The organism is Pseudomonas sp. IT-P258, assembly GCF_949767825.1.
GTDB classification, from domain to species: domain Bacteria; phylum Pseudomonadota; class Gammaproteobacteria; order Pseudomonadales; family Pseudomonadaceae; genus Aquipseudomonas; species Aquipseudomonas monachiensis.
In genome coordinates this window covers 224200-236036 of the sequence record NZ_CATKPU010000098.1, presented here as the reverse complement: position 1 = coordinate 236036, position 11837 = coordinate 224200, and the positions used below count along the sequence as shown (strand labels likewise).

The 11837-nt window shown below is 60.0% G+C and carries 10 protein-coding genes; 4 read left to right on the top strand and 6 right to left on the bottom strand.

Translation table 11 applies throughout. From position 1 onward, the window contains the following. Positions 1-8 precede the first annotated feature (8 nt). The gene (locus ACM6G4_RS27085; protein WP_414914988.1) at positions 9-2954 is read left to right on the top strand and encodes an HD domain-containing phosphohydrolase; all 2946 of its coding nucleotides are present in this window, start codon (positions 9-11) and stop codon (positions 2952-2954) included. Here the strand turns inward: ACM6G4_RS27085 and ACM6G4_RS27080 are convergent, their stop codons facing one another. Continuing rightward, positions 2955-3437 carry a GAF domain-containing protein gene (locus ACM6G4_RS27080; RefSeq protein WP_414914987.1) on the bottom strand — a complete coding sequence of 161 codons (483 nt, stop codon included), beginning with the start codon at positions 3435-3437 and terminating at the stop codon, positions 2955-2957. Continuing rightward, on the bottom strand, positions 3434-4324 hold the full coding sequence (locus ACM6G4_RS27075; RefSeq protein WP_095944936.1) for an ATP-binding protein: 891 nt from the start codon (positions 4322-4324) through the stop codon (positions 3434-3436). Before ACM6G4_RS27075 ends, ACM6G4_RS27080 begins: the two co-directional genes overlap by 4 nt. Positions 4325-4447: 123 nt before the next feature. Between ACM6G4_RS27075 and ACM6G4_RS27070 the strand changes: the two genes are divergently transcribed. Continuing rightward, complete coding sequence (locus tag ACM6G4_RS27070) at positions 4448-6811, top strand: response regulator (RefSeq protein ID WP_056727096.1); 2364 nt, start codon at positions 4448-4450, stop codon at positions 6809-6811. Here ACM6G4_RS27070 and ACM6G4_RS27065 read toward each other — a convergent pair. The 3 genes from ACM6G4_RS27065 to msrB form a co-directional block, all read right to left on the bottom strand. Further along, positions 6795-7256, bottom strand: coding sequence for a MarR family winged helix-turn-helix transcriptional regulator (locus tag ACM6G4_RS27065; RefSeq protein WP_223541075.1), 462 nt, complete (start codon positions 7254-7256; stop codon positions 6795-6797). The genes ACM6G4_RS27070 and ACM6G4_RS27065 overlap by 17 nt on opposite strands. Beyond that, a complete protein-coding gene (locus ACM6G4_RS27060; protein ID WP_056727098.1) occupies positions 7253-7738 on the bottom strand; it encodes a glutathione peroxidase in 486 nt (161 codons plus the stop codon). Before ACM6G4_RS27060 ends, ACM6G4_RS27065 begins: the two co-directional genes overlap by 4 nt. A gap of 198 nt (positions 7739-7936) precedes the next feature. After that, complete coding sequence (gene msrB, locus ACM6G4_RS27055) at positions 7937-8332, bottom strand: peptide-methionine (R)-S-oxide reductase MsrB (protein ID WP_046043423.1); 396 nt, start codon at positions 8330-8332, stop codon at positions 7937-7939. Positions 8333-8558: 226 nt separating this feature from the next. On the opposite strand from msrB, the gene ACM6G4_RS27050 reads away from it, so the two are divergent. Continuing rightward, on the top strand, positions 8559-9770 hold the full coding sequence (locus ACM6G4_RS27050; RefSeq protein WP_007973513.1) for a pyridoxal phosphate-dependent aminotransferase: 1212 nt from the start codon (positions 8559-8561) through the stop codon (positions 9768-9770). A 315-nt stretch (positions 9771-10085) separates the two neighbouring features. Further along, positions 10086-10976 (top strand): protease HtpX, encoded by an 891-nt coding sequence (gene htpX / locus ACM6G4_RS27045; RefSeq protein ID WP_007973520.1) that lies wholly within the window; start codon positions 10086-10088, stop codon positions 10974-10976. A gap of 188 nt (positions 10977-11164) precedes the next feature. On the opposite strand, the gene ACM6G4_RS27040 is transcribed toward htpX, so the two are convergent. Further along, positions 11165-11821 carry a thiopurine S-methyltransferase gene (locus ACM6G4_RS27040; RefSeq protein WP_056727099.1) on the bottom strand — a complete coding sequence of 219 codons (657 nt, stop codon included), beginning with the start codon at positions 11819-11821 and terminating at the stop codon, positions 11165-11167. Positions 11822-11837: the final 16 nt, after the last annotated feature.

The following is an 11837-nucleotide window of genomic DNA, read 5'->3' as shown; positions in this document are numbered from 1 at the left end:
AACCCGCAATGCCTGACCCACTGCGCACGGATCCACGCCGGTTTCCGCTGCATGTCCATATCAGCGTGATGTTCACCCTTCTGCTGTTGCTGACCGGGACTGCCCTGGGGCTTTTCAACTACCGGCAAACCACACAGATCATCTTGTCCAGCAGTGAAAAACTCTTCAACCGCATTGAGCAGGATGTCCGGCTGGACCTGCACGCGACCTATGACCCCATTCGTCATCTGTTGAGCCTGCTGGCACTCAATCCGGCGGGCCAGTCCCCTGATCTGGAACAACGCCTGGCACTGCTCGAACCGTTCAGCCAGTCACTCGAGGACAACCCCAACCTGGCTTCGCTGTACCTGGGCTACGACAATGGTGACTTTTTCATGGTCCGCCCGCTGCGCACCCCAGCGGTCAAAGCCCTGGTCAAGGCACCGGACACGGCGGTTTACCAGGTCTGGAGCATCGAGCACGACAGCAGCGGCCAGGCCCGCTCCCAGTCATTGTTTTTCGACCGGAACCTGGTACTTGTCAGCCGTCAGGACAACCTGAACGATACGTACGACCCACGCGACCGCGCCTGGTTTACCAGCGCCCGCGGCGACAATGACCAGATCACCACCGAACCCTATATTTTCTTTTCCACCCACAACATCGGCACGACACTGGCACGACGCAGCGGCGACAAGGCAATCCTGGCCGCTGACCTGACCCTGGCTGAACTCAGCGCGACCCTGGCCAAGCACGTCGTGACCCCCAACACCGAAATCGTGCTGTTCGATGCCCAAGGCAATGCCATTGCCTACCCCGACAGCCGCAGGCTGATCATCGATGATCAGACGTCCCGCCTGATCAAGGCGGCGGACCTGAGCCCCAGCCTGGGTGCGTTGCTCAACAGTCCCCCTCAGGGCAGTCACCTGAACGCCAGCGGCCGGCAGTGGATCGTGGCCCGCAGCAGCATGCAGGAAGGCGGCCCCCAAGGCCTGCAACTGGCGCTGCTGGTACCGGAGGACGAGTTGCTCGTCGACGCGTACCGGATGCGCTGGCAAGGTGCGCTCATTACCCTGGCAATCCTGCTGTTATGCGTGCCCCTGGGTTGGCTGACGTCGAGAGTCCTGGTCAAGCCCTTGCGCGCCCTGGTGCAGGAGGCCGATGCGATTCGCAGCTTCGATTTCAATTTTCCGCTTTCCCGTCGCTCGCCAGTGCTCGAAGTCGACCAGTTGAGTGTGTCGATGGCACGGATGAAAGACACCCTGGCAAGCTTCTTCCAGATCACAGACAGCCTCAGCGCCGAAACCCGCTTCGCCCCACTGCTGGAACGGGTGTTGTTTGAAACCGTGAAAATCGGTCAGGCCCAGGCCGGCCTGATCTATCTGCGCGAAGGTGATGGCGAGCACATGGAACCTCACGGACTGGTGATCAACAACACCGCCGAGAACCTGCAAGCCTTCGACATCCGCGGACACTCGCTCAAGAACCCGCAAAGCCCCCCATGGCTGCACCAGTTGGCCAACGTCGACACTGTCGTCAGTAACCTGGGTTTCGAGCAGGCAGGTGATCTGCGGAAAATCCTGCTCTCGCTGGAAAGCCCCCGGGTCCATCTGATCGGAATCCGCCTGCACAATCGCCACAACGAAACCGTGGGTCTGCTGGTGTTGCTGTTGGCCGACAGCGGCGAACAGAGCGATCTGGACAAACTGCGGCCGGACCGCATTGCGTTTCTCCAGACGGTGTCCGGCGCGGCCGCCGTGTGTATCGAAAGCCAGCGCCTGCAAGCCCGGCAAAAACAGCTGCTGGACGCCTTCATTCAATTGCTGGCCGGCGCCATCGACGCCAAAAGCCCCTACACCGGCGGCCATTGCCAGCGGGTGCCGGAACTGACCCTGATGCTTGCCCAAGCGGCGGCAGACAGCCAGGAGCCCGCCTTCAGCGCTTATCAGCCAACCGAAGATGAATGGGAGGCACTGCACATCGCCGCCTGGCTGCACGATTGCGGCAAGGTCACCACGCCGGAATACGTTGTCGACAAAGCCACGAAACTGGAAACCCTGACCGATCGCATCCACGAGATCCGTACCCGCTTCGAGGTGCTCAAGCGCGATGCCTGGATCAGCTACTGGCAGGCCATTGCCCTGGGCGGTGACGAGCGAGCGCTGGCGGAACTGCGCAATACCAGCCTGGCCGGACTGGATGATGATTTCGCCTTTGTGGCCCGTTGCAATCTCGGCGGCGAAGCCATGGCCGACGCAGATCTGCAACGCCTGCGCCGCCTGGCTGAACGCACCTGGACCCGGACCCTGGATGACCGATTGGGCGTGTCCTGGGAAGAAAACCGGCGTCAGGCCCGAACGCCTGCCCCAGCCCTGCCCGTCAGCGAACCCTTACTGGCGGACAAACCCGAGCACCTGTTCGAACGCAGCGAAAACGAAGTGATACCGCAAGACAATCCCCTGGGCTTCAAGCTCGACGTTCCGCCCCACAAATACAACCGCGGCGAGCTGTACAACCTGAGCATCGTCCGGGGCACACTGACGAGCGAGGAGCGTTATGTCATCAATAACCACATCGTTCAGACGATCCAGATGCTCAACCATCTGCCATTCCCCGGGCACTTGCGCAGCGTCGCGGAAATAGCCGGCGGGCATCACGAAAAAATGGACGGCAGCGGGTATCCGAAACGCTTGAAGCGAGAAGAGATGAGCCTGCCGGCGCGGATGATGGCGATTGCCGATATTTTCGAAGCCTTGACGGCCGCCGACCGCCCATACAAAAAAGCCAAGACCCTGAGCGAGGCGCTGAGCATCATGGCGTTCATGTGCCGTGATGCCCACATAGACCCGCAGCTGTTCGGGCTGTTCATCAAGGCACAAATCTATTTGCAGTACGCCAGGCGCTTCCTCGACCCCGGGCAGATCGATGCGGTGGACGCCTCCGGCCTGCTGGCCAAGGCCGGCCTGGCGTCTTGATCAGCAGTCGGTCAGGCGCAGGAAAATCGCCGCCAGCTGTTCGATCCCGGCTTGGTCCTGCGCGGTGAAACGCGCAAGTTTCGGACTGTCGAGGTCAAGCACGCCGATCAATCGGCCGTCTTTGACCAACGGCACCACCAGTTCGCTGTTCGAGGCGCTGTCGCAGGCAATGTGACCGGGGAACGCGTGCACATCTTCGACTCGTTGAGTCTGCAGGGTGGCTGCCGCCGTCCCGCAAACGCCACGGCCGAACGGAATCCGTACGCAAGCGATCTGCCCCTGAAACGGGCCCAGCACCAGCTCTTCATGACGGTTGAGGTAGAAACCGGCCCAGTTCAAGTCATCGAGTTGATTGAACAGAAACGCCGAGAATTGTGCGGCATTGGCGATAAAATCCCGCTCGTCCGCCAGCAATGACTCCAGCTGTGCGTGCAGCATGCCGTAGCCTTCGAGGCCCTGGCCGCTCTTTTGTAAATCGATCATGCCTTGTGCTCCAACAGTTTCAGCCCGACCCAATAACGAGCAAATTGATAGGCGCAACGCCCATTGCGATTGCCTCGGCCGGTGGCCCAGCGTACCGCCAGGATGTCCAGTTCCTCGGTGCGCTGCCACGCCAGTCCGGCCTTGCCGGCCAACTGGCCGATCCAGTGCTCGACGACGTCGAGGAAGTGTTCCTGGGTAAACGGATAGAACGACAGCCACAGGCCGAAGCGGTCCGACAGCGCGATCTTGTCTTCCACCGCCTCGCTCGGATGCAGTTCGCCGTCGACCCGTTTCCAGTTTTCGTTGTCACTTTCCTTTTCCGGCACCAGGTGGCGACGGTTGGACGTGGCGTACAGCAAAACGTTGTCCGGCGCCTGTTCCAGCGAGCCATCGAGGACACTCTTGAGCACTCGGTAATCACCCTCGCCCGACTCGAACGAGAGGTCATCGCAAAACAACACGAAACGCTGAGGCAGTTTGCCGATCTGTTCGACCACTCGCGGCAGGTCTGCCAGGTGATCACGTTCAATCTCGATCAAGCGCAATCCGGCTTGAGCGTGCTCAGCCAGCAAGGCGCGCACCAGCGACGACTTGCCGGTGCCGCGTGAGCCCCAGAGCAAGGCGTGGTTGGCCGGCATGCCGTCGAGAAACTGTTGGGTATTGCGCCCAAGCTGCTCGACTTGCCGGTCGACGCCGATCAGGTCCGACAAACGCATGTCGAGGCTGACCTCCAGCGGCATCAGATAACCGCCGCGCGACTCGCGCTGCCAGCGCGCGGCCAGGCATTGGGTCCAGTCGATGGCTGGCCGGGGGGCCGGCAGCAACGGCTCGATACGGGCCAGAACGGCATCGGCGCGTTCAAGAAAAGCATTCAATCGGGAATCCACGACTTCTCCTCGGGCACGTTCACAGTAATGATGGTGATACAGCGACGAAACACAGCGTCACACAAGCGGCGGCCCCCGCAGTACAAGCCTCGCGAGAACATCAGCAGGCATGCATGATCGACTATGCTTGAGCAGCGAAAGGAAACCGAAGTGGTTCACCCCCTCATGGACATCAAATTCACCAACCGGCTGTCATTCAAGCAAGCCCGGCTTACTGTGCTGGTCGGTTTCATTCTGGGCACGCTGCTCAGCCTGCTGCAAATAGGCATCGATTATGCCAGTGAAGACGCCTCCATCAATCGTGAAATCCTTTCATTGCTGGAAATCAGCCACAACCCGGCCTCGCGAATCGCCTACAACATCGACGCCGAACTCGCCAAGGAACTGACCCTGGGCCTGCTGCGCTCGCCAGCGATCATCGGCGCAAAACTGACCGACAACAACGGTACCGTTCTGGCCAACGTCAAGCGACCCGGTGTGGAAAACGGTTACCGGATGCTCAGTGACTTCCTGTTCGGCGCCAACCGACAGTTCGAAGACCGGCTTTACCTGGATCATATGCCCAACGAATCCCTGGGTACGCTGCGGCTGAACGTCGATACTTACGCCTTCGGCGACCGATTCCTGCGCCGGGCCGAAGTGACCCTGATCAATGGCTTCGCCCGCAGCCTGCTGCTGTCCGGCATCCTGCTGGCGCTGTTCTATGTGATGCTGACCAAACCCCTGGTGCGAGTCATCCGTGAACTCAGCGGTCGCGACCCGGGCAGCACCGAATCGACCTCACTGGAGTGTCCCACCGGACACGCCAACGATGAAATTGGCGTGCTGGTCAAGGTTGCCAACCAGCAATTCAAGAACATCGCCACCGAAATCCAGCAGCGGCGCAACGCGGAAAACCGCCTGACCGAATACCTCGGCCAACTGGAAAATATCGTCTCGGCCCGCACTGCCGAACTCAAGGCGATCAACGCGCGGTTGAGCCAATCCAACGAGGAACTGGAAGCCGCCCGCAGTACCGCCCTCGACATGGCCGAAGCCCGCTCGGTGTTCCTGGCCAACATGAGCCATGAAATCCGCACGCCTCTCAATGGCTTGCTCGGGATGATCGCGCTGTCACTCGACGGGCCGCTGAATGCCGAACAACAGCAGCAACTGTCTATCGCCCATGACTCGGGCAAAGTGCTGGTGGAATTGCTCAACGATATTCTCGATTTGTCGAAGTTCGATGCCGGCCAACTCGAACTCGAACACATCCCCTTCGACCTCGGTTCGCTGATCGAAGACACCGCCAACCTGTTGTCGCAGAACGCCGCCCCCAGCGTCGAACTGACCTGCCTGATCGATCCGCATTTCCCGGCACTGGTGCTCGGCGATCCGACCCGGGTGCGGCAGATCGTCAGTAACCTGCTGTCCAACGCCCTCAAGTTCACCCGTTTCGGGCGGGTCGACGTGCGCCTGTCGACGTTCGGCGACGGCGTCAGGATCGAAGTGTGCGACACCGGCATCGGCATCCCCCAGGATGCCCAGGTCAAGATCCTGCAGCCTTTCACCCAGGCCGGCGCCGGTATTACCCGTCAGTTTGGCGGCACCGGGCTGGGCCTGGCCCTGACCTACAACCTTTGCGAAGCCATGCAAGGACGCCTGACGATCAGTTCCGAGGCTGGGTTTGGCAGCCAGTTCTGCGCAGACTTGCCTTTGCCCAGTCATACTCGCGCAATGCCTGCTGTTTCGCTCAAGGGCAAGGTCATTGCCATCACTGCCGCCAGCAGCGGTCTGGGGGAACTGTTGAACAGCCTGTTGCCTGTCTGGGGGCTGGACTATGAACGGCGTTCCATGGATGACCCACTGTTTGGCCTGACAGCCGACGTGCTCATCACCGACTGCCCCGAATGCCTGTTCAATTTGCGCCCCACCCTCAGCGCGCCGATCCTGCTGATCACCGCTTACGGCAACTTCATGCCCAGCGAAGAGGCCAGCGCCCTCGCCCCCCTGCAACAACAGGCCCGCCCCTTGGCCCGCAGTACGCTGCTTCAGACGTTGCAGCGGATCCTGCAACCGCAAACCCACCCGATCAATGAGGCCAGGCTCGACACTCAATGCCCGCTACGCCGCGGACGAGTGCTGTTGGTGGAAGACAACCCGGTCAATCAGTTGGTGGCCAAGGGCATGCTCGGCAAACTCGGCTGTGAGGTCACCACCGCGGCTCATGGCGGCGAGGCCCTGGACCAACTCGAACAACGGGATTTCGACCTGGTGCTGATGGACTGCAACATGCCGGTGATGGACGGCTATGAAGCCAGCCGGCAAATCCGCCGCAACGGACGCTGGCCCCAACTGCCCATTGTTGCCCTGACGGCCAACGCCATGTCGGAGGAGCGTGAACGCTGTCGTGCCGCGGGCATGAGCGACTACCTGGCCAAACCCTTTCGGCGCGAAGAACTGGCCGCCCTGCTGGACCTGTGGATCCCCGCTACGACAACGCCTTGATCTGCCCCAACAGGTGATCGAGGCCATCGCGCAATTCGTTGAGACGGTTCAGATCGACCCCGCTGTCGCACAACAGGCGCGCCTTGAGTGGCCCGACCTGGTCACGCAAGGCCGCGCCGGCTGGCGACAGGCTCAGGTGCACTTCACGCTCATCGCGCGCCGAACGCTGGCGTTGCACCAGTTGCAGTTGTTCCAGGCGCTTGAGCAAGGGTGTCAGCGTGCCGGAATCCAGGGCCAGACGCTCGCCCAATGCCTTGACGGTCGGTTGCTCCGGGGCCGCTTCCTGCCACTCCCACAACACCAGCATCGCCAGGTACTGAGGGTAAGTCAGGCCCAACTGATCGAGCATTGGCTTGTAGGCGCGAATCACCGCCCGGGAAGCCGCGTACAGCTTGAAACACAACTGGCTGTCGAGCTTCAGGGAATCGACTGACAAGGTATTCATTTGAGCAGGGCTTCGATCTCGCGGGTCAGGTCCTGCGGCTTGGTCGCCGGAGCGAAGCGCTTGACCAGTTGCCCGTCCTTGCCAATCAGAAACTTGGTGAAGTTCCACTTGATGCCCTGGGAACCCAGCACCCCCGGTGCGCGCTTTTTCAATTGCACGAACAGCGGATGGGCATCGGCACCGTTGACGTCGATCTTTTTGAACAGCGGGAAGCTGACACCGAAGTTCAACTCGCAGAACTCGGAGATCGCCCCTTCATTGCCCGGCTCTTGCTTGCCGAACTGGTTGCAGGGAAATCCGAGCACCACCAGACCCTGGTCCTTGTAGGTCTGCCACAACTCTTCCAGGCCCTTGTACTGCGGAGTGAAACCGCACTTGCTGGCTGTGTTGACCACCAGCACGGCCTTGCCGGCGAAATCCGCCAGGGTCTTTTGCTCGCCCTTGATCGTGGTGCAAGGGATGCTCAGCAGGTTGTCGCTCATGTTTGAGGTTCCGAACGAATGGAAGAAACAACAAAATAGCGATCAATTTAATTGTGTGCAATTTAATTAATCAAAACACTGACCAACTGTAGAAGCTGCCGAAGGTTCGGGCCGCGTTCGGACGATCTTTTGACCTGGTCTTTCTTGAGGCCAAGAATCAAAAGATCGCAGCCTTCGGCAGCTCCTACGGGGCTCGCATTACTCGCGGGGCACCAGGTCCAGGCATACCGAATTGATGCAATAACGCAGGCCTGTCGGCGGCGGACCATCAGGGAATACATGCCCCAGGTGCGCGTCGCATTTGGCGCAGACCACTTCGGTGCGGATCATGCCGTGGCTGACATCACGGATTTCGGTCATGGCGCTGTCGCCGATCGGCGCGTAGAAACTCGGCCAGCCGCAGCCGGAATCGAACTTGGTCCTGGAGTCGAACAGTGGCTCGCTGCAGCAGATGCAGTGGTAGATACCGTCGGTCTTGGTGGCGTTGTATTTGCCGGAAAACGGACGTTCGGTGCCTTTGAGGCGGCACACGTTGTACTGCTCCGGGTCGAGCATCGCCTTCCATTCTTCCAGGGTTTTTTCCAACTTTTCCATCATCACACCTCAGCGGCTGAAAAAGCCCGATCTGTACCTTTTCCACGGATCGGGCGGCACGTATGATTGCGCCTCGTCAAACGCCAGTCTGGCAGCCAGACCACGCGCATTCAAACGGAAATATGGGTGCTGCATCTCAAGGCGTCAGGCCTGTGTGAATACGCAGGATTCCCAGCACGGTTGCCCAAACACCGTCTGGATCGTTCATTTTCGGGAACACATCGCCATGCAGGTCAGCAAATCGAACAAGCTCGCCAACGTCTGCTACGACATTCGCGGCCCGGTGCTCAAGCACGCCAAGCGCCTGGAAGAGGAAGGTCATCGCATCCTCAAGCTGAACATCGGCAACCCGGCGCCTTTTGGTTTCGAAGCACCGGATGAAATCCTCCAGGACGTGATCCGCAACCTGCCGACCGCCCAGGGCTACAGTGATTCCAAGGGCCTGTTCAGTGCGCGCAAGGCCGTGATGCAGTACTACCAGCAAAAGCAGGTGGAAGGCGTCGGCATTGAAGATATCTATCTGGGCAACGGCGTATCCGAACTGATCGTAATGTCGATGCAGGCGCTGCTCAACAATGGCGACGAAGTGCTGGTGCCAGCGCCGGACTATCCATTGTGGACCGCAGCCGTGAGCCTGTCCGGCGGCAATCCGGTGCATTACCTGTGCGACGAGCAAGCCAACTGGTGGCCGGACCTGGCCGACATCAAGGCCAAGATCACCCCGAACACCAAGGCCCTGGTGATCATCAACCCGAATAACCCGACCGGCGCGGTGTATTCGAAGGAAGTGCTGCTGGGCATGCTGGAACTGGCCCGCCAGCACAACCTGGTGGTGTTCTCCGACGAGATCTACGACAAGATCCTCTACGACGACGCCGTGCACATCTGCACCGCCTCCCTGGCGCCTGACCTGCTGTGCCTGACCTTCAACGGCCTGTCCAAGTCCTATCGCGTGGCCGGTTTCCGTTCCGGCTGGATCGCCATTTCCGGACCGAAACACCACGCCCAGAGCTACATCGAAGGCATCGACATGCTGGCGAACATGCGCCTGTGCGCCAACGTGCCGAGCCAGCATGCAATCCAGACCGCCCTGGGTGGCTATCAGAGCATCAACGACCTGGTACTGCCCCAGGGCCGCCTGCTGGAGCAACGCAACCGCACCTGGGAGTTGCTCAACGACATTCCGGGCGTGAGCTGCGTCAAGCCGATGGGCGCGCTGTATGCATTCCCGCGGATCGACCCCAAGGTTTGCCCGATCCATAACGACGAAAAGTTCGTCCTCGACCTGCTGCTCTCCGAGAAGCTGCTTGTGGTTCAAGGCACCGCCTTCAACTGGCCATGGCCAGACCACTTCCGCGTCGTGACCCTGCCCCGTGTCGATGACCTGGAGATGGCCATCGGACGCATCGGCGGCTTCCTCAAGTCCTACCGCCAGTAAGCGGTCCGTCACCGTGCGATGCCCCCGAACGTCGCACGGTGATTCATCCGGCAACATTTATTTGCATTGGGCCACTGGCCGTCGCTTTGTCGCTACCGGACAGCCCCTTGCCTGCCCACGCCTAACAAAGGCTGGGCCTTCGGCACGAATTGACTGACAAACACTTCCTGCACACTTGTCGGAAATGCCCTGCAAGCAGCTAGACTGTTGCCGTAGGACACAGTTTGAAATAGTCACCCGGTTGAATACCCCGGTGCAGCACCTTATATACCCCGCAGTACGCTACATCTTTAGCTTGAGGAGATTTCTACAACCATGATGCGCATCCTGCTGTTCTTGGCCACTAACCTGGCGGTCGTGCTGATTGCCAGCATCACCCTGAGCCTTTTCGGCTTCAACGGGTTCATGGCGGCCAATGGGGTTGATCTCAACCTCAATCAGCTGCTGATTTTCTGTGCGGTCTTTGGTTTCGCCGGTTCCCTGTTCTCGCTGTTCATCTCCAAGTGGATGGCGAAGATGAGCACCAGCACCCAGATCATCACCCAGCCACGTACCCGTCACGAGCAATGGCTGCTGCAAACCGTCGAGCAATTGTCCCGCGAAGCCGGGATCAAGATGCCCGAAGTCGGTATCTTCCCGGCCTACGAGGCGAACGCCTTCGCCACCGGCTGGAACAAGAACGACGCGTTGGTCGCGGTCAGCCAGGGTTTGCTCGAGCGCTTCTCGCCGGATGAAGTGAAAGCCGTCCTGGCCCACGAAATCGGCCACGTAGCCAATGGCGACATGGTTACCCTGGCATTGATCCAGGGCGTGGTGAACACCTTCGTGATGTTCTTCGCACGAATCATCGGCAATTTCGTCGACAAGGTGATCTTCAAGAACGAAGAAGGCCAAGGCATTGCCTACTACGTGGCAACCATCTTCGCCGAACTTGTTCTCGGCATCCTGGCCAGCGCCATCGTCATGTGGTTCTCGCGCAAGCGCGAATTCCGTGCCGACGAAGCCGGTGCAAACCTGGCCGGCACCGCCGCGATGATTGGCGCCCTGCAACGCCTGCGGGCGGAACAAGGCCTGCCGGTGCACATGCCCGACACCCTGAACGCCTTCGGCATTAACGGTGGCATCAAGCAAGGGTTCGCCCGCATGTTCATGAGCCACCCGCCACTGGAAGAGCGTATCGACGCTCTGGCTCGTCGTCGGGGCTAAGAGACTTCACAGCAAAAATGAAAAGGCCCGCAGCGATGCGGGCCTTTTTTTGCCTGTTCAAAAGCGTCAGTGCTTTTCAGGGCCTCTTCGTGGGCAAGCCCGCTCCCACAGGGAATCGCGGTCAAATGTGGGAGCGGCGGTGCGACGATTCGACTTGCTCGCGAAGAGGCCAGTACTGCTAACCGTTCCTACCGACTGGAAACCCGATACACACGCTCCTCCAGCCGCGTGACACCCGCCTCCAGGAATTTCCCGCTCTCGCTCAACACATCCTGATCTTCCAGGATCTTCAGCGCCCATGAGTCCCCGAACAACCGTCGCACCTCTTCATCGAGTACGGCAAACGGCGGACCGGGCATTTGCGCCTGGTCGTAATCCAGGGTAATCATCAGGCCAAGGGACTCCTTCGGCAGAATCCGCTTCAAATGGGCGGCGTAGCGCTCGCGCATTTGCGCCGGCAACGCGATCAACGCCGCGCGATCATAAAGCGCGGAGCAATCGGCAACGTCGCCTGCCGTCAGCTCGAAGAAATCGCCGCACCACAGCTCAATGGAACCTGCCCGATAAACCTTGAACGGCCCCTGCTCGCTAACGGCCGGATCAAAGCCATGTTCGCTGAAAAACTCCTCGACGGCTTTTTCCGACAGTTCGACTCCCAAGACCTCATGGCCTTGATGGGCGAGCCATAGCAGATCCAGGCTTTTTCCACATAACGGCACCAGCACGCGCGCGCCTTCTTCAAGGCTCAACGCTGGCCAGAACCGTTTCAGATAAGGGTTCACCTGTGGCAGGTGAAAGCCGATCTGGTTCGCCGCCCACTTCTTGTGCCAAAACTCCGGCTGCATAAATAACCCCGAAAAT

Coding starts and splice junctions, on each gene's coding strand:
- ACM6G4_RS27080 (WP_414914987.1), bottom strand. CDS start 3,437: ATGATCGATTTACAAAAGAGCGGCCAGGGCCTCGAAGGCTACGGCATG.
- ACM6G4_RS27040 (WP_056727099.1), bottom strand. CDS start 11,821: ATGCAGCCGGAGTTTTGGCACAAGAAGTGGGCGGCGAACCAGATCGGC.
- ACM6G4_RS27060 (WP_056727098.1), bottom strand. CDS start 7,738: ATGAGCGACAACCTGCTGAGCATCCCTTGCACCACGATCAAGGGCGAG.
- ACM6G4_RS27050 (WP_007973513.1), top strand. CDS start 8,559: ATGCAGGTCAGCAAATCGAACAAGCTCGCCAACGTCTGCTACGACATT.
- ACM6G4_RS27085 (WP_414914988.1), top strand. CDS start 9: ATGCCTGACCCACTGCGCACGGATCCACGCCGGTTTCCGCTGCATGTC.
- ACM6G4_RS27065 (WP_223541075.1), bottom strand. CDS start 7,256: ATGAATACCTTGTCAGTCGATTCCCTGAAGCTCGACAGCCAGTTGTGT.
- msrB (WP_046043423.1), bottom strand. CDS start 8,332: ATGGAAAAGTTGGAAAAAACCCTGGAAGAATGGAAGGCGATGCTCGAC.
- ACM6G4_RS27070 (WP_056727096.1), top strand. CDS start 4,448: ATGCTTGAGCAGCGAAAGGAAACCGAAGTGGTTCACCCCCTCATGGAC.
- htpX (WP_007973520.1), top strand. CDS start 10,086: ATGATGCGCATCCTGCTGTTCTTGGCCACTAACCTGGCGGTCGTGCTG.